This is a genomic window from Embleya sp. NPDC055664, from assembly GCF_053618075.1.
On sequence record NZ_JBSHGZ010000012.1, the window covers coordinates 1 to 16,774 of the forward strand.

The window sequence follows — 16,774 nt, forward strand, 5'->3', positions numbered from 1 at the left end:
CGACCACCCGCCCCGGGCACGTACCCGGGGCGGGTGGTCGTCGTGCGTTCGCAGTCGCGCCCGCTCGGTGCCTCCGCCTGAAACAATGGCGGTCCGTCGTCGATCGCCGCACCCCCGGAGGAACCTGACGTGCCGTCAACTTCCGCCCACTTCCCGTGGGCCCTGCACCGGACCAGGCTCGCCAACGGTCTGCGTGTGGTGGTCTGCCCCGACAGCACGGTGCCGCTCGCCGCGGTCAACCTCTGGTACGACGTGGGCTCGCGGCACGAGGTCGCGGGCAAGCACGGCTTCGCCCACCTCTTCGAGCACCTGATGTTCGAGGGCTCCGCGCACGTCGACAAGGGCGGCCACTTCGCCGCGATCGAGGGCTGCGGCGGCGACGGGATCAACGCGTCGACCAACCCGGACCGGACCAACTACTACCAGACGGTGCCCTCGGGCCGGCTCGACCTCGCGCTGTGGCTGGAGGCCGACCGGATGGGCTCGCTCGCGCTGACCCAGGAAACCCTGGACAACCAGCGCGAGGTGGTCAAGAACGAGCGCCGGCAGCGCTACGACAACGTGCCGTACGGGACCTGGAGCGAGGAGATGACGGCCCTCGCCTACCCGGCGGGCCATCCCTACGCGACGTCCACGATCGGTTCGATGGAGGAGCTGGACAGCGCCGAACCGGCCGACTTCACCGCCTTCCACGAGACCTATTACGCGCCGGACAACGCGGTGCTGACCGTGGTCGGCGACGTCGACCCGGACCGGGTGGTCGCGCTCGCCGAGCGCTACTTCGGCGGGATCGCCCCGCGCGGCTCCTTCCCGCAGCCCTCCCCCGACCCGCTGCCCGCCCGCTTCGGCGCCGGACAGCATGTGACGGTGTATCGGGACGTGCCCACGCCGCGCCTGTTCCTGTGCCACCGGGCGCCGCGCTTCGGCACCCCGGACGCGCCCGCCTCGACCGTGCTCGCCGCGGTCGTCGGGCGTGGCCGGGGCAGCCGGCTGTACCGCGAGCTGGTCACCGCCCGCAATCTGGCCCAGTCCACCGGCGCGTTCCTGTCCGCGTGGGGCTACCTCAACCACGAGTCGGTCCTGATGGGCTCGTGCGCGCCGAGCGAGGGCACCGAACCCGGCGAACTCCTCGACGCCTACGTCGCGGTGTGCGACCGGGTGGCGGACGAGGGGGTGACCGAGGCCGAACTCGACCGGGTACGGGCGATGCTCGCCGGCGACTGGCTGCGCGAGTTGTCCACCGCCGGCGGCCGGGCCGATGCGATCGGCCGCTTCACCACCCGCTTCGGCGACGCCGAGTCGATCCGCGACCACCTCGACCACCTGCTCGCGGTCACCACCGAGGACGTGCACCGCGTCGCCCGCGAGATCCTGCACGCGGACAACCGCATCGTGCTGGAGTTCCTGCCCGAGGCCGCCGAGGCGGGCGCCGGGATCGACACGGACGAGCCGGAGGCCGCCGCATGAGCGCACACATCGGGACCCGACACACCCTGGTCGCCGAGCGGCCCACCGGCACCGAGCCGCGCCCGTACCGCTTCCCCGAGGTCCGCCGGGTCGGCGTGGCCGGCGGCGAGGTGGTCGGTGCGCACCTGCCCGGACACCGCCTGGCCTGGGCCAAGTCGGTCATGGAGAGCGGCGCGCTGCACGAACCGGTCGGCCTGGACGGCCTGGCCCGGATCACCTGCTCCCTGCTGGACGAGGGCAGCCTGGACCGCGACGCGGACGCGTTCGGCGTGGCCGTCGAGGCCCTGGGCGCACAGTGGCGCATCGCCTGCGGGTGGGAGACCCAGGAGGTGGGCATCGACCTGCCCGCCGACCGGCTCGCCGAGGGCCTGGATCTGGTCGCCGAGGCGATCCGCCGCCCGGCCTTCACCGACGCCGACGTCGAGCGTTTCCTGGCCGACCACGTGCGGTCCCTGAAGACCGCCTGGGCACAACCCGGCACCCGCGCCCAACTCGCCTTCCGGCAGGCCCTGTTCGGACCGGAGCACCGGCTCGGCGGGGTGCTCGGCGGCACCCCGGACACCGCCGCCGCGCTGACCGCGGACGCGATCCGGGCCTTCCACGCGGCCCGGATGACCGCGCCCGGCACCCTGGCCGTGGTCGGCGACCTGGACACGGTCGACCTCCGGGCGCTGGGCACGATCGTCTTCGCGGGCGCGACCGGCACCGGACACCCCGCCGAACTCGCCGAGTTCACCGGCGCGCCCTCGACCCGGCAGGCGATCGTGGTGGACCGACCCGGCGCGGTGCAGTCCGTGTTGCGGATCGGGCACACCGCGGCGCCGCGCTCGACGCCGGATCTGATCGCCATCGAGTTGTGCGCGGAGGTGCTGGGCGGCAGCTTCGGCTCCCGGCTCAACCACCTGCTGCGCGAGGTCAAGGGCTACACCTACGGCGCGCACGCGAGCTTCGGCCACGGCCGCCGCTCGGGCACGTTCACGATGTCCGCCGCGGTGCACACCGAGGTCACCGCCGCGGCGGTGGTGGACACGATCGCGGAGATCCGGCGGATGCACTCCGACGGGGTCACGGACGACGAGCTCGCCGCGACCCGGGCCCATGCGCTGGGCAGCATGCCGATCAACCTGCAGACGCCGGGCGGCATCGGCGGCAGGTTGATCGAGGCGATCGTGCATGGCCTGCCGGACGATCATGTGACGCGTGAATACGCCGAGATCGGGTCCACGGATCGGGCCGCGGTCTCTCGGGCGGCGGCGACGCATCTGCGGCCCGACGAGCTTGCCATTGTGGTCGAGGGCGATGCGGGTCGGGTGGCCCCGGACCTGGAGGCGGCCGGGTTCGAGGTGGTGCGGTCCGAGGTGTGACGCTGCGGGTGCGTCTTGGTTGGGTGGTGTGCCCGCCCGCTCCACCCGTTGCTTTGAGCTTCCACGCTGGGGTTTCAGAAGCTTCGGCGTGGCCGATCGGGCCCCTGGGGCAATCGGCCGCGCTGGGGTTTTGCGGGCTTCGGCGTGGCCGGTCGGGTGCCTTGGGCGATCGGCGGGCGAGCGGGTGTCAGGTGGGGGCGTCGGCGAGGTATACCTGGCGGTAGCCGCTCCATACCGCCGGGCCCAGGTCCTGCGGTACGTGTGGGGGGAGTGGCCACATCGGGCCGCTCACCTCGCACAGCAGCACGTGCAGGCCGTTGCCCGCGTCGAACCAGCGCAGGCCCACCGCGCCCGGTGAGCGCAGGAGTTCGGCCACCGCCTCCTCGTGCAACCAGCGACCCATCGCCGTGCCGGAGCCGTGCGCGGTCAGGTGCAGCACCTTGTCGCCGGCCGGGAACAGCCGGCTCACCGACACGTTGGGCCAGCGCCGCACCTCGCGACAGTCCAGCCGGGACGAGGTGATCGCGCCGATCAGTTCGGGCGGCAGCGGGGTGTGCACGTCGTCGCCCGCGGCGGCAAGCACACCCACGTGCTTGAGGTCGTACACGGTCAGGTAGCGCGCGGCCGGCGGCCCGGCCTCGGCCTCACCGTTGGTGAACGCGCCGCACAACACGAAGCGCCGGGCGCGCCGAAAGCCGGGCACCTTGAGCAGATCGTCGTGGTGTCGATCGCACCAGGGGGAGAATGTTCCGTCCAGGGCCTCGGGCAGGTCCGATCGCAGGTGCAGCAGCCCCGCGCCCGTGGGGAATCCGTCCAGGTCGAGTCGCGGTATCGCGGCTTGGTCGGACATCGTGTGCGCCTCCCCCGACACCCTCACGCCCGGCTGTCCCTGGCGCAGGCGGGAACTGACGGAGGGTCATGGTTGTGTTACCCACCGGTCGCCGAAAGCATGTCCTCCTTGCCGAACATCCGCGCGGTCTCGCGCGCGCTCGGCGTGCCCGCGTCGGGGTCGGCGCCGGCCGCCAACAACGCCGCCGCCACCTCCGGCTCGTTCTTGAACACCGCGCCCGCGAGCGGCGTCTGGCCGCGGTCGTTGGCCCGGTCCGGATCCGCGCCGCGTTCCAGCAACGCGCGTACCGCGTCGGCGTGTCCGTGGTACGCGGCGAGCATCACCAGCGTGTCGCCCCGGTCGTTGGCCAGGTTCGCCGGCAGCCCGCCGTCCAGGTAGGTGCCCAGCGTCTCGGCGTCGCCGACCCGCGCCGCCTCGAACATGCGCCCGGCCAACTCCTCGATGGCGCGCTCGTCCGCGGCGGACGGCGACTCCGGCCGCGACTGGGGCTGCTGCTCGCTCATGACGACCTCCGTGCACGTGACGGCCCGCACGGCGCGGGCCGGGCCGCCGTGCGACCCGATCCGAACCTATCGGGTGGCACCCCGCGCGAGCCGTCCCACCCGCGCGGACACGCGTGTGAGAATCGGTCCACGCCCGGCCCCGGGCCCCGGATCCGAAGGAGACGGCTCTTGCGCCGGCAACGCCATCAGCACCATCCGGACCTCGACGCCTATTTCGCCCGGATCGGCTGGTCCGGTGAGCGCGCGCCCACGTGGGCGACGCTGCGTTCGCTGCACTTGGCGCACGTCGTCGGCATCCCGTTCGAGAACGTCGAGGTCGTCATGGGCGGCGTGCCCTCGCTGGAGCCGGCCGACCTGGAGGACAAGCTGGTGCGGCAGGGTCGCGGCGGCTACTGCTTCGAGCACAACCTGCTGTTCGCGGGCGTGTTGGAGGCGCTGGGCTTCGGAGTGACCCGGCTGGCCGCGCGGGTGCGGATGGGCTCCGACGCGATCCGGCCGCTGACCCACATACTGCTCGCGGTCGAGGTGCCCGGCGAGGCGCACCCCTACATCGCCGACGTCGGCTTCGGCAGCGGTGGCCTGTTGGAGCCGCTGCCGCTGCTGCCGGGGGTGTCCAGCCCGCAGGGCGCGTGGCGCTACCGGCTGGTGCGCGAGGACGATCTGTGGCTGCTGCAGACCGTGTACGGCGACGACGGGTGGTTCACCGTCTACGAGTTCACGCTCCGGCGCCGGGAGTTGGTCGACTACGAGGTGGCGAACTGGTACGTCGCCACCCATCCCGGCTCCCCGTTCCGGCACACCCTGCGGGTGCAGCGCAGCGGCCCGCACGAGCGTGCCTACGTGGTGGACCGGGTGCTGACCGTGGTGCGCAGCGACGGCTCCACCGAGGAGCGCCGACTCGCGAACGATCACGAGGTGCTGCGGCTCCTGGTCCGCGACTTCGGGCTGCTGCTGCCCTGGGACACGGCCTTCCCCCAACCGCCCGAGCGCCCGGAACGACCCGAGGAGAATTGACCGATGTCCTTCGACAAGCAGGTGCGCGTCACCCCGGAGCTGTACGACTACGTCCTGGACCACTCCCTTGCGCCCGACCCGGCGCAGCGCGCGGTGATCGAACGCACCAGGGGCATGGGTGGGTTGGCCCAGCTCCAGGTGCCCGCCGAGCAGGGCGCGCTGTTGACGCTGCTCTCCGGTGTGGTCCGGCCGCGGGTCGCGGTGGAGGTCGGCACCTTCACCGGATACTCGGCGCTGTGCATCGCCAAGGGGCTGGCCGCGGACGGCCGGCTGCTGTGTTGCGACGTGTCCGAGGAGTGGACCGAGATCGCCCGCGAGACGTGGCGGGAGGCGGGCGTGGCCGATCGCATCGACCTGCGGATCGCGCCGGCCCTGGAGACGCTGGACGCGCTGCCCTCGCATCCGCACATCGATCTGGCGTTCATCGACGCGAACAAGGACGGCTACATCTCCTACTGGGAGGCGCTGGTGCCGAGGATGCGGCCGAACGGTCTGCTGATCGCGGACAACGTGCTCTACGACGGGCAGGTGCTCAAGCCGAACGGCGACCCGACGCCGGCGGCGGTGCACGCGTTCAACGAGCACGTGAAGGCCGACCGTCGGGTGGAGCCGGTGATGTTGCCGGTCGCGGACGGGATCACGCTGGCCCGGGTGAAGGCGCTCGACGAGGACTGACCCGCCCCGGGCGCACGCCGGGCACCGGTTCGGCGAGCCGACGCCGCGATGCCGGACGGGTCGACCCCGACCCGTCCGGCACCGCGCACCCGGTCCGGCTCAGCCGGTGTCGCCGTCGAGCACCTTCCGCAGTCGCCGTGCCTCCACCACCGCCCGGGACGAGCCCTTGCGATCGGCGAGTTCGGCCAGACCGGGGACGGACACCCCCCGCGCGCCCGAACCGGCCGCGGTCTCCGCGGCGAGCGCGAGCACGTCGCCGAGCCCGGTGGCCTTCGTCCCGGCGAGCAGGTCCGGCAGGAAGCCGCTCAGCGTGCCCCAGACGGTGCCCGTCGCGCCCGCCCGGGCCGCGTCGCGCAGCGAGGCCACCACGCGGGTGGTCTTGAGCCCGCGTGTGCGCACCGCCTCGCCCAAGTCGCGGCCCAGCGCCTCGGTGTCCCACGCGTCGTCCCGGGCGCTGAGCGTCACGAACGCGTCCACCGCGCCGGTGCGGTCCTCGGCGGCCTGCGCGCCCAGCGCGTAGGCCAGGGCCAACGACATGCCCGGGCCCAGCGGACCGAACGACTCGGCCAGCGCCGGCAGCACCTCCGCGCCCCGGCTCGTGCCGTCGATGCCGCGTTGGGTACAGATCGCCAGGTGCGCCGCGATCACGTCCCGGTCCCGGGGCAGCAGCAGCGGCCAGCAGTGCAGGTCCGGCCCGGAGTCCTCGGACCAGGCCGAGGTGCGCGCGGCGGCGCCCGGGTCGGCCAGTCCGTACAGCGCCCACGCGGTCTCCGGCACGGTGTCCGGGGCGCCGGGGGCGACCGTGGCCAGGGGCCCGTCGCTGTGTACCCAGCCGCCCTTCGGTGCGGAGTATTCGCGGTGGATCCGGTCGAATCGACCGCGCCCGATCAGACCCGGGGCGGGCCCGCCGGCCGCCATCGTCCGGGCCACCCGGCGGCCGGCCGGCGAAGTGAGCCGGCCGGCACGGGCGACCAGCGCGGGGTCGAGGTGCGACGGCAGCCGCAGCAGGGCCTGGTCGACGTCGCGCCGCCAGGGGCTGTGCCCGGACGCCTCCCACGTCTCCAGGCCGGCCACCAGGGCCTCGGGGTCCACGAAGCCGGCCGCGTCGGCGATCTCGGCCAGGTAGGGGCCGGAGTGCGGCACCCGCAGCCGGGTGCCCACCTCGTACAGCCGGGCGAGCAGGAAACGTTGCGGCGGGGCGATCCGCTCGATGTCGCGCTTCTCGCCGGGGATCAGGTCGTGCTCGGCCGCGTCGCCCTTGCCGAACAGGCTGCGGAACCAGCCCTGTCGGCCGCCGTGGCCGGTGGCGGCGGCCACCATGGCGCCGACCGCGCCCCGTACCTGGTGGGCGAACCACTGCTGGTGCACGATGTGCCCGTGCTGCTCGGTGAGCGGAAACAGCGCGGTGTGCAACGCCTCGCGGTCCCGAGCGTGTTCGCGCAGCAGGGCGGCCACGATCCGCTCCACCGCGAGCGGGTCGGTGGCCTGGCCGCGCGGATTGACCCACGGGTTGGGGGTGCTCCCGAAGAACACCGCCAGTTCCTCGACCAGTTCGGCCATGGAGGAGATCGGCGGCGGCAGCTCGCGCGGTGGCGGCGGGCCGAGCGGAACCACGAACTCGGGCTCGGGTGCCCCGCTTTCCCCGATCAGCGCGGCCGCTTCGGGGCGGATCGCGTCGCCGAGCATCGGCAGCGCGTCGCGCACCTCGGTGAGCACGAGGTCGACCTGGTCGGGCGGCAGCGTGCGGACGTGCTTGGCGATCAGCGCGACGGCGCGTTCCTGGAGGTCGCCGGCGGGTGAGCCGAACGCGGTGCAGGCGGTGGCGAGCAGGGTGCCCGCATGCTCCGGGTGCCGCTTGATCGCCGCGCCCAGCCAGGTGAGTTGGGTGCGTACCAGGGTCTTCTCGGCGCGGAAGAGCACACTGCGACTCGCCTCGGCGATCCGCTCCGGATCGAGCAGGTCCGCGCCGTCCACCCGGCGCAGCGCGGCCTGGGCGAGTGCGGCCACTGTGGAGGGCGCGTCGGGCAGCAGCCGGAGGTAGCCCTCGACGCGGGCGGCGAGTTCGTCGTCGGTGGGTGCCAGCGCCTCGTGCAGGCGGACGAACCCGCGCAGTGCGCCGGGGCGTTCGCCGCGCAGCAGCCGGGACAGGCAGCCATCCAGGAGCACGTCGCGCTGGATCGTCTTCGCGTCGGCGAGCGCGGCCAGCGCGGTGTCCCAGCCGGGCCGCACGGCGTTCGGTCCGGTGGTGGGGGTGTCCAGGTTCTGCCCGACCCCGGCGACCTCGAACAGCGCGGGCAGCAGGTCCGGGAAGTAGCGGTCGGCGGCGAGATGTTCGGCGAGCGGGCGGCCGGAGCCGCGCCATCGGCCGGCCACCTCGGTCATCCACCGCAGCACGAAGCCGGGCGTGGTCGGCGTGGGCAACCCGGCGCCGCGCACCAGGGCGTCCACCACGTGCCACTGGTTGCCCCACAAATCCAGCGGCAGCCGGGCGGCCATGCGGGTGGCGATGTCGGGGATCCAGGCCGGGTTGCGCTCGGCGAGGATCGTGTATATCGCCTCCTGGCCGAACTTCTCGGGCCACCCCATGTCCTCGCGCAGCAGCCACTGGGCGATGCCGGCGGGGCCGCCTAGGAGCGCGACGCCGACGTGGCGCAGCGGGCGCAGCGGGCGTACCTCGGGGCTGCCGTCGCGGCGGGTGCGGACCGCCTCCTTGTAGGCGGGCACCAGCGCGCGGCGCTCGGCCTCGGTGCGGCCGGCGAACAGCGCGACGATCGGCGCGGGGTTGTCCATGTGCCGGCCCGGGTCGTCCACGACCGCGAGCACCCGCTCCCACGTCAGGGGCTCGCGCGCGGACTCGCCGCCCGCCGGGCCGGCGCCGGTGGGCTGGGCGCCGGTCGATGTGGTGCCGGTCATCGGTTCGCCTCCTGGGCTGCGGTCGCGGTCGCGCCGCCGTTCGCGGTGCCGGTGGTGCTCGCGGTGGCGGGGATCGCGCCGCCGCCCGTGTCGGCCCCGGCCCGGCCGCGGACGATCTGCGTGGCGAGCAGATGTTTGCAGGGCCCGCGCCCGCCGCGATACTCGGCCCACCACTGACACGTGCAGCTGCCGTCCCCGGCCAACCGCAGGCCGTAGGTGCGGTCCCCACTGCGCACCGACGCCTCCTCGCCGCCGGTGAGCGTGACGGCGCCGGCCGCGACCAGGGCGTGCGCGTCGCGCAGGCGCGGGTTCATCCGCTCCACGCTGCCGGTGTCGTAGGGCAGCTCGCGGTGGTAGTAGGCCGCCTCGGCGACGTCGTAGCCGATCCGGCCCGAGGTGCCCAGGCGCACCAGCGCGGCCCGCACCCGCTCGGTGTCCAGACCCGAGCGGGCGGCCAACTCGCCGATCTCGACCCGGGGTTCCCAGGCCAGCAGGGCGCAGATCAGGTCCGCGTCGGCGCCGCTCGTCTCGCTCGCCAGGCCGGTGAGCACCGCGCCCTCGCCGGAGAAGCCGCGGGCCGGATCCGGGGACAGCGTCAACGTCATCCGCATGCCGGGCAATTCGACCTCCCAGGCGGACGACACGGCCGTGCTGCGCGCCTGCACGGCGGGTCCGTATATACGGAGTGCGAGCGCGTGCCGCAGCAACCTGGCGAGCGCCTGGAGGCGATCGGGCCCGGGCAGGCACACCGCGCCCGGCACGGGGCGGGCGGTCAGCCGCAACGAGCGCCCGGCCGGGACGGCCCACAGCGCCTGCCGGGAGCCGCGCGGCAGCGCCCGCAGGAAGCGCACCGCCTCGCCCGCGCCGACCTCGGCGCGCAGGTCGAACCCGCCGGAGATGACCTGGACTTCGGCGAAGCCGCGCAGCCAGCGCTCGGGCAGCGGCACCTTCTTCTCCACCACCGGGCCGTCGAAGGTGGTGACGGTGACGTCGTCGGGGCCGACCGCCAGGTGCAGCGGATCAGCGCCGCCGACCCGGGCCAACGCCTCGCGCAGCGGCGCGTTGACGTCCACGTTGGTGGTGCCGGTACCGAACATCTCGCCGTCGATGCCGGCCGGCAGCACGTCGAGGCGCGCATGCACGCCGCAGCAGGCGGAGAACGACTCGAAGCGCAGCCGGTCCCCGTTGCCGGTGACCACCGGATCCAGCGAACCCGGCCGCAGCGGCTGGTAGTAGCGCGCCGCCGCGACGTCGGCGACCGCGAGCAGGCCGCCGGCCGCCGCCTCGGGCGCGGTCAGGAAGCCGGAGAAGAAGCGCGGGAAGGGGGTCAGGCCGCGCGATCCGAGCCCGCCGCAGGTCTGCAGGCCGAGGGAGGGGGAGCCGTCGACGGCGCCGAGCGCGGACGGCCGCAGATAGGTGAAGGAATGTACCGGGGAGGACATGTGAAGACCGTAGACAGCCCGTCCGACAGCGGGAATCGGATGTTGTCGACGTCCTCTCGGGTGGTCTCGGCGCGGGCGCGAGGTGCTTTCGTGCCGCCTTCGGCTGCGAGTTCGGCCGAAAGGATGCGGGCCGCTTCACCCGAGTGCACGAGTGCGCCCACGTCACTCGCTCGGCGCAGGATGCGACGCGTGTCACCGACCGCGCGCGCAGCGTGCCTATCGGGCCGTCGGTTCGTCGGAAACTTCCGGATTACCCGGCAGTAGAGGGGGATTCGCGGTGCCACGGCATCGATTAGGTGGTATCACCTGTGCGAGCATGGGCGGCTGGGGCCCGGAGCCCGAACATGACAAGCCGAGTGTGCGGCACATGGTCGAGCCGGGTGGGTGGTGGCACATCGTCAAGAGAGTGCTGTTGTAACCATGATCCGAGGACGCGTGGCAACGCGCCGGCATACTATGCGCTGGTCCATTCAGCCGGAGGTAGCAGATGCCCGCAACGCAGCCGGGGAGCGGCTCGACGGTTCGCCGTATTCTCCTCGGTTCCCAGCTTCGCCGTCTGCGCGAAGCGAAGGGCATTACGCGGGAGGAGGCCGGTTACGAGATCCGCGCCTCCGAATCGAAGATCAGCCGAATGGAACTGGGGCGCGTCAGCTTCAAGGAGCGAGACGTGGCTGATCTGCTGACCATGTACGGCGTGGGCGACGAGACCGAGCGGGCCGCCCTCCTGGGCCTCGCGGCGGAGGCCAACGCCCAGGGCTGGTGGCACAACTACAACGACATCCTGCCGAGTTGGTTCCAGGTCTACGTGGGCCTGGAGGAGGCCGCCTCGGTGATCCGCACCTACGAGGTGCAGTTCGTCCCCGGCCTGCTCCAGACGCCGGAGTACGCGCGGGCCGTGGTGATCGCCGGACAACCCTCGGCGTCGGCGGCCGAGGTCGACCGGCGCGTCGGTCTGCGGATGCAGCGCCAGTCGATCCTCTACCGCGACAAGCCGCCCAGGCTCTGGGTGGTGCTGGACGAGGCGGCCCTGCGTCGCCCGATCGGCGGCCGGGACGTGATGCGCGATCAGGTCCGGCACCTGATCGAGATGGCCGCCCTGCCCAACGTGACGATCCAGATCATGCCGTTCAGGTTCGGCGCGCACGCGGCCGAGGGTGGTCCGTTCCTGCTGCTGCGCTTCCCGGAGAGCGACCTCCCCGACGTGGTCTACCTGGAGCAGCTCACCAGCGCGCTCTATCTGGACAAGCGGGACGAGGTGGACGCGTACACCGAGGTGATGGACCGGTTGAGCGTGGACGGTATGCCGCCGGACAAGAGCGTGGATCTGCTCCAGCGCATCCTCAAGGAGAACTGACCGACACGGTCGCCCCGTCCCTCGGCCGCCGCGGCCGGGGATACACCCACCCGGGTGAAGCGCCCCGGGCGGGTCGTCACGCCAGCAGGTTGTCGAAGTCCCCGTCCTTGACCCCGAGGATGAGCGCCTCGATCTCGGCGCGCGTATAGATCAGCGCCGGCCCGTCGGGGTGGCGCGAATTGCGGACCGCGACGTCGCCGTCCGGCAGCGCGGCCATTTCGACGCAATTTCCCTGCGAGTTGCTGCGGCGGCTCTTCTGCCAGGTGACCCCGTCGAGCGCGGTCGCCGATACCCCGTTGTGCGTTGCCTGCATGACGCTTCTCCTGGACCTCTCGCCGAGCGACCCGACGGCGGTCGCCCGCCCCCCGGTTGCGGCACGTGTCGTTCCTTCGTCCCGGTCCGTCGCAATTTCTTCCAAAACCGGTCCGACTTACGCATGCACGTGCATCTGACCATGCATTTGCAGCGTACAACGGCGATGATAGCGCAGCCGGAGTTCACCCACACGTGAGGGCTCATGCATTCCTCAAGGTTTCAAAGGAAGCGTAAAAGCTGCTTAAGCCGGCGGGGACGAAACGGGCGTAAGAATGCAGAAAACCCGTCGACGGGATCGACGGGTAAACGCTTGGCGCCGGGTGACTCGGATACCGCCGCATTCGTTGCCGCCGGCGAATGTGAATTAAAACTCGCCGCTTCGCCGCAACGTAATGTCGCCACGCAATGCGGTCCCCATATTGCGGAACGTGTGGGTCAGCCGCGTATCTCGAACATGGCCCAGACGACCTTTCCGGTGCGTCGGCCCATACCGTTCAGCGGGAACCAGCCCCAGGAATCGCTGAAGCAGCCCACCAGATACAGCCCGCGGCCCGATTCCTCGTCCTCGCCGCCGGTCTGGGCCTCGGGCAGGTTCTCGCCCGGATCCTGCACCGCGCACATGACACGTTCGCCCTTGCGCAAAAGCGCCAGTTGGATGTTGTGCGCGACATCCGTCGCGTCGTCGCGGCCCGCACCCAGACCGTGACACAGTGCGTTCGTGACGAGCTCGGACACGACCAGGGCGAGGTCGTCCTCGAGACAGGCGGCGCCCCAGCCGGCGAGCACCGACTGCGTGAAGTCACGAGCGGCCTTGACCGACTCGCGACGTGCGGCGAGGGCTTGTATCGCGATATCGGATGTTGGGCCCATATCCCCGGCCAGAGGCTCCATCCACTGAAACGTCGACGTCCGGAACCCTGCGGGACTCGCGACGGTCATCCGTGCCTCCGAGCGGGTACTGGTCCCCGGCCTGTTGGGAACGCCGCCAGAGGACTCGCCTCACAGAGCGTCCATGCACATGCGCGTGCACATGCACACACTTCATTATGAGGATGCCGACCCCAACTGCAAGACCGGATGCACGTGCATCGACGATTTCTGCGTCTGCACCGCGCCGATGCACGTGCATTTCGATCGACCAAGGGCCGCTTTACACCCGGTTCCCGGACATTCAGGGAACCAGTCTTTTCTTTCTTTTGGTCCTACACCAGGAATAATCCGGACAACCTAGACACACGGTTGACGGACGGTTCCGCTGCGTCGCCGTCGAGCGGTCAGACCGCCGCACCGGACGGTTGCCTCGGCGCCCCCGCGTTCGGGTCGGTGGAGCCGGTGTCGCGCCCTGTGAATTGGATCACCAGCGCAACGCCGGCCAGCAGGAAGACCGCCGCACCCGGGCCGAGCAGCAGCCACGGCATGACCGAGACCTCGGTGTCCTTGTTGGGGATGCTGTCCGCCTTGTCGAAGGTGTCGATGTTGGCGCCGATGTTCTCCACCAGGGCGTTGAACTTGGCCAGGATCCGGTCGGTCTCCGCGAGGCCCTTGCCGACCTTGGGGTACTGCGTGGCCAGCTCGGCGGTGAACTGCGGGACGGGCTTGCGCAGGAGCGCGGCCATCGACGGGATGGACTTGGTCTTCATCCCGACGGCCATCTTGCCCAGCGTGTCCAGGTCGTCGTGCGCCTGCTTGTACCCGGCGTCGGTGAAGGTCGGCCGGAACGCGGTGAACATCTTCTCGGATGCCTTGGTCTTGCCGATCACGCCGGTGGCGAGGGTGCCCACCACCATGCCCAGGCCGACCACCGCGGCGATCACCAGGCACACCGTGCTCACCACGGCGCGCGATCCGACGAAGGAGAACAGCAGCCCGCCGGCGCCCACCACGAGCAGCACGATGCCCGGGATCAGATAGAGATAGGTGACCGCGGTATTGGGCGCGTCCGCGGTGGGGATGTCGTCGGCTTGGCGGAAGTTCCCGGCCTGCGCGTCCATCGTGCCCGCGAGCTTGTTGAACCGCGGCATGATCGTCGGGATCTCCTTGAGACCCTTGCCGACCTCGGGCGCGGTGGTGCCCATCAGGTTGATCAGCGAGGGCGTGGGGATCCCGGCCTGCTGGGCGAGTCCGGGCAGCGTCTCCGCCTGGAGTTGCTCCAACATCTGGTTCATGGTGGCCAGGTCGGTCCGGCTCTGCTCGATGGCCTGCGGCGTGAAGGCGGGCCGGAAGGCATTGGTCAGGTCGTCCACGGCCTGCGTCTTCTTCGGCAGGCCGGCGGCCAGCGGGAAGATGATCAGGGCCGCACCCAGCAAGGCGATCAACACCAGCGCCACGTGGCGGTATGCACGCACAGCGGGCTCTCCCTTCGCTTTCCGTTGTTCCTCGGATCGTATGGGTGATCGGCTCGATCCCCCAGGACCGTACGGCGGAAAGCAGCTGTTCTCGTCGGATGTCACTCGGGCAGCCGATCTTCGCAAAGAGCAACCCGCCAGTCAGCTACCGGCAAGTAATGTCATGGGATCGAGATCTCCGGCACATCGGTCACTTCGCCCCCGCGATGCCATGGAAGGGTGCGCCGACACCGGCTAGCGTGCGCCGGCCGGCTCGTGCGAGCGGTGAGGTGTGAACGGAGGTCGCCGGTGGATCTTGAACCGACGGAAGATCAAAAGGCGGTACGGAGCGCCTTTTCGGAGTTCTTCACGGACCGATGCCCGATTTCCGTGGTACGCGCGGCCGAACCACTCGGCTTCGCGGCCGATCTGTGGCGGCGCCTGGCCGCGATGGGCGTACCCGGAATGGCGCTGCCCGAAGGCGCCGGGGGTGGTGGTGCGAGCCGCGCCGATCTGGTTCTGCTGCTGCACGAGGCCGGTCGGGTGCTGGCGCCGGTGCCGTTGAGCGCGCACCTGGCCGCGTCCCGGCTGCTGCTCGACACGCCATGGTGCGCCGGGGTCGCCGACGGCACGCTGATCGCGGCGCCTGCGCTGCGGCCGACCGTGGACGGGCTGGCCCGACTGGTGCCCGGCGGCGCGGTGGCGGATGTGGTGGTGGCGCTCGACGAGGACGAACTGGTCGCGGTACGGGGCGAGGCGCCGATGAGCGGGCCGGTCAACCACGCGGCGGCGCCGCTGGCCGACCGGTACGTGCGCGACGACCGGGGCGGGCGGGTGGTGCTGGCCCGCGGCGAGGAGGCGGCCCGGCGGCACGCCGCGCTGCGCCGGGAGTGGCAGTTGTATACGGCCGCCACACTGGTCGGGCTCGCCGAGCGGGCGCTGGAGTCGGCGGTGGCGTACACGCTGGAGCGCGAGCAGTTCGGCAAGCCGATCGGCGCGTTCCAGGCGGTCCAGCAGGGACTGGCCGATCTGGTCGGGCCGCTGGACGGGATCCGGCTGCTGACCGCGCGCGCCGCGTGGTGCGCGGACGAGGGCGACCCGGCCGAGGCGGGGCGGCTCGCGGTGATGGCGTTCCTGGCCGCGACGGAGGTGGCCCGGACCACGACCTATCGCGCGGTGCACTTCCATGGCGGATACGGCGTCACCCTCGAATACGACATCCAGCTCTACTTCCGGCGCGCCCGGGGCTGGCCGCTGGTCCTGGGTGATCCGGACGAGGAGTACCGGGCATTGGCCGACGATCTCTTCGGAGCGGTGGGAGGCGTCTGATGGACTTTCGACCCAAGGAATCGGTCGAGGAGTTCCGGCGGTGGATCCGGGGCTTCGTCGCCGAGCACCTGACCGAGGACATGATCGAGCGGGCCCGGCGCACCGGCACCTTCCACGACTGGGAGTTCCACCGCGCGCTGGCCGCGACCGGGGTGATCGCCGAGGGCATGGCCGGGCCGGGACGGGCCGGCGGGCGCGACCCGTTGGAGCTGTACGTCTTCTTCGACGAACTGGGGCTGGCCGACGCGCCGTTCTACGGGCTGGCCAACACCATGCTGGTGGCGGGAGTCGTGGAGCAGATCGGCAGCGCGTTCCATCTGGCCGAGGTACTGCCCCGGTTCCATCGGGGCGAGGCGATCGCGGCGCTCGGCTACAGCGAACCCGGCTCGGGGTCGGACGTCGCGGCGGCGGCCACCCGCGCGGAACGCGTGCCCGGGGACCCGCGGGACGAGCCGGTGTGGCTGGTGAACGGGCAGAAGATGTTCACCACGCTCGTGCACGAGGCCGGCTATGTGATCCTGCTGACCCGCACCGACCCGGACGTGGCCAAACATCGCGGCCTGACCATGTTCCTGGTGCCTACCGACCTGCCCGGCATCTCCTTCCAGGCGGTGGAAACGATGGGCGGCGACCGCACCAACATCACCTACTTCGCGGACGTCCGCGTGCCCGACCGCTGGCGGCTGGGCGAGGTGCACGGCGGGTGGGAGGTGATGAAGGTGGCGCTGGCCTACGAGCGGGGCGTGTTCGGCAACATGAACCAGGGCGTGTCGCTGCTGCGTCGGTTCACCCGATGGGCGAGCGAGACCGGGGCGATGGACGACACCGCGGTGCGCAAGCGGCTGGCCCGGATCGCGATCGACAACGAGATCACCGCGCTGCTCGCGCTGCGCCCGGCGCTGATCGCCAGCGCGGGCGGCCTGCCCACCACCGAGGGCTCGATCGCCAAGTTGTACGCGAGCGAGGCGTACAACCGGGCGGCGGAGGCGTGCCTGGACATGGCCGGACCCGAGGGGCTGCTGGGCGAGCCGGGCGACGCGTGGTTCGTCGACCACGCCGCGCGGGACGCGCCGGTGACCACGATCTACGGCGGGACCAGCGAGATCCAGCGCAACAACATCGCGGAGCACCGGCTGGGGCTGCCCCGGTCGCGATAGGTGTGGCGGGACCCGTGCGCGGGTCCCGTGCCGCATGGACGGGCCGCTCGCGGGCGCGCCGCCCGGT

The 16,774-nt window shown here is 71.8% G+C and carries 14 protein-coding genes; 7 read left to right on the forward strand and 7 right to left on the reverse strand.

All coding sequences use genetic code 11. From position 1 onward, the window contains the following. Positions 1–129: 129 nt before the first annotated feature. Entirely contained in the window at positions 130–1,467 is a 1,338-nt protein-coding gene (locus tag ACWGR4_RS21075; protein WP_452129089.1) for a M16 family metallopeptidase, read from the forward strand. After that, on the forward strand, positions 1,464–2,831 hold the full coding sequence (locus tag ACWGR4_RS21080) for a M16 family metallopeptidase (RefSeq protein ID WP_452129088.1): 1,368 nt from the start codon (positions 1,464–1,466) through the stop codon (positions 2,829–2,831). Before ACWGR4_RS21075 ends, ACWGR4_RS21080 begins: the two co-directional genes overlap by 4 nt. A 187-nt stretch (positions 2,832–3,018) precedes the next feature. Here the strand turns inward: ACWGR4_RS21080 and ACWGR4_RS21085 are convergent, their stop codons facing one another. Both ACWGR4_RS21085 and ACWGR4_RS21090 read right to left on the reverse strand, forming a co-directional pair. Beyond that, entirely contained in the window at positions 3,019–3,681 is a 663-nt protein-coding gene (locus tag ACWGR4_RS21085) for a hypothetical protein (protein ID WP_380008109.1), read from the reverse strand. Positions 3,682–3,758: 77 nt separating this feature from the next. Continuing rightward, on the reverse strand, positions 3,759–4,184 hold the full coding sequence (locus ACWGR4_RS21090) for an ankyrin repeat domain-containing protein (RefSeq protein WP_380008112.1): 426 nt from the start codon (positions 4,182–4,184) through the stop codon (positions 3,759–3,761). A gap of 168 nt (positions 4,185–4,352) precedes the next feature. On the opposite strand from ACWGR4_RS21090, the gene ACWGR4_RS21095 reads away from it, so the two are divergent. Both ACWGR4_RS21095 and ACWGR4_RS21100 read left to right on the forward strand, forming a co-directional pair. Then, positions 4,353–5,198 (forward strand): arylamine N-acetyltransferase family protein, encoded by an 846-nt coding sequence (locus ACWGR4_RS21095; protein WP_452129087.1) that lies wholly within the window; start codon positions 4,353–4,355, stop codon positions 5,196–5,198. A gap of 3 nt (positions 5,199–5,201) precedes the next feature. Next, positions 5,202–5,873, forward strand: a complete 672-nt coding sequence (locus ACWGR4_RS21100) for an O-methyltransferase (RefSeq protein ID WP_380008117.1) — start codon at positions 5,202–5,204, stop codon at positions 5,871–5,873. A 99-nt stretch (positions 5,874–5,972) separates the two neighbouring features. On the opposite strand, the gene ACWGR4_RS21105 is transcribed toward ACWGR4_RS21100, so the two are convergent. Further along, entirely contained in the window at positions 5,973–8,786 is a 2,814-nt protein-coding gene (locus tag ACWGR4_RS21105; RefSeq protein WP_452129086.1) for a hypothetical protein, read from the reverse strand. Beyond that, positions 8,783–10,228, reverse strand: a complete 1,446-nt coding sequence (locus ACWGR4_RS21110; RefSeq protein WP_452129085.1) for an SWIM zinc finger family protein — start codon at positions 10,226–10,228, stop codon at positions 8,783–8,785. Before ACWGR4_RS21110 ends, ACWGR4_RS21105 begins: the two co-directional genes overlap by 4 nt. 487 nt (positions 10,229–10,715) lie before the next feature. Between ACWGR4_RS21110 and ACWGR4_RS21115 the strand changes: the two genes are divergently transcribed. Then, entirely contained in the window at positions 10,716–11,582 is an 867-nt protein-coding gene (locus tag ACWGR4_RS21115) for a helix-turn-helix domain-containing protein (protein WP_126643644.1), read from the forward strand. Between the two features lie 76 nt (positions 11,583–11,658). Here ACWGR4_RS21115 and ACWGR4_RS21120 read toward each other — a convergent pair whose 3' ends face one another. The 3 genes from ACWGR4_RS21120 to ACWGR4_RS21130 form a co-directional block, all read right to left on the reverse strand. Beyond that, on the reverse strand, positions 11,659–11,895 hold the full coding sequence (locus ACWGR4_RS21120; protein ID WP_020554482.1) for a DUF397 domain-containing protein: 237 nt from the start codon (positions 11,893–11,895) through the stop codon (positions 11,659–11,661). Positions 11,896–12,332: 437 nt separating this feature from the next. Then, positions 12,333–12,788 carry an ATP-binding protein gene (locus tag ACWGR4_RS21125; RefSeq protein ID WP_452129084.1) on the reverse strand — a complete coding sequence of 152 codons (456 nt, stop codon included), beginning with the start codon at positions 12,786–12,788 and terminating at the stop codon, positions 12,333–12,335. A 383-nt stretch (positions 12,789–13,171) separates the two neighbouring features. Next, positions 13,172–14,242 carry a hypothetical protein gene (locus ACWGR4_RS21130; RefSeq protein ID WP_452129083.1) on the reverse strand — a complete coding sequence of 357 codons (1,071 nt, stop codon included), beginning with the start codon at positions 14,240–14,242 and terminating at the stop codon, positions 13,172–13,174. 288 nt (positions 14,243–14,530) lie between these two features. On the opposite strand from ACWGR4_RS21130, the gene ACWGR4_RS21135 reads away from it, so the two are divergent. Then, complete coding sequence (locus ACWGR4_RS21135; protein WP_452129082.1) at positions 14,531–15,550, forward strand: acyl-CoA dehydrogenase family protein; 1,020 nt, start codon at positions 14,531–14,533, stop codon at positions 15,548–15,550. Continuing rightward, positions 15,550–16,707: an acyl-CoA dehydrogenase family protein gene (locus tag ACWGR4_RS21140; RefSeq protein WP_380008132.1), complete on the forward strand. Its 1,158-nt coding sequence runs from the start codon at positions 15,550–15,552 to the stop codon at positions 16,705–16,707. Before ACWGR4_RS21135 ends, ACWGR4_RS21140 begins: the two co-directional genes overlap by 1 nt. Positions 16,708–16,774: the final 67 nt, after the last annotated feature.

Bases quoted from the DNA above. Each gene is read 5' to 3' on its own strand.
- ACWGR4_RS21080 (WP_452129088.1), top strand. From the start codon at position 1,464: ATGAGCGCACACATCGGGACCCGACACACCCTGGTCGCCGAGCGGCCC.
- ACWGR4_RS21085 (WP_380008109.1), bottom strand. From the start codon at position 3,681: ATGTCCGACCAAGCCGCGATACCGCGACTCGACCTGGACGGATTCCCC.
- ACWGR4_RS21090 (WP_380008112.1), bottom strand. From the start codon at position 4,184: ATGAGCGAGCAGCAGCCCCAGTCGCGGCCGGAGTCGCCGTCCGCCGCG.
- ACWGR4_RS21100 (WP_380008117.1), top strand. From the start codon at position 5,202: ATGTCCTTCGACAAGCAGGTGCGCGTCACCCCGGAGCTGTACGACTAC.
- ACWGR4_RS21105 (WP_452129086.1), bottom strand. From the start codon at position 8,786: ATGACCGGCACCACATCGACCGGCGCCCAGCCCACCGGCGCCGGCCCG.
- ACWGR4_RS21110 (WP_452129085.1), bottom strand. From the start codon at position 10,228: ATGTCCTCCCCGGTACATTCCTTCACCTATCTGCGGCCGTCCGCGCTC.
- ACWGR4_RS21115 (WP_126643644.1), top strand. From the start codon at position 10,716: ATGCCCGCAACGCAGCCGGGGAGCGGCTCGACGGTTCGCCGTATTCTC.
- ACWGR4_RS21120 (WP_020554482.1), bottom strand. From the start codon at position 11,895: ATGCAGGCAACGCACAACGGGGTATCGGCGACCGCGCTCGACGGGGTC.
- ACWGR4_RS21125 (WP_452129084.1), bottom strand. From the start codon at position 12,788: ATGGAGCCTCTGGCCGGGGATATGGGCCCAACATCCGATATCGCGATA.
- ACWGR4_RS21140 (WP_380008132.1), top strand. From the start codon at position 15,550: ATGGACTTTCGACCCAAGGAATCGGTCGAGGAGTTCCGGCGGTGGATC.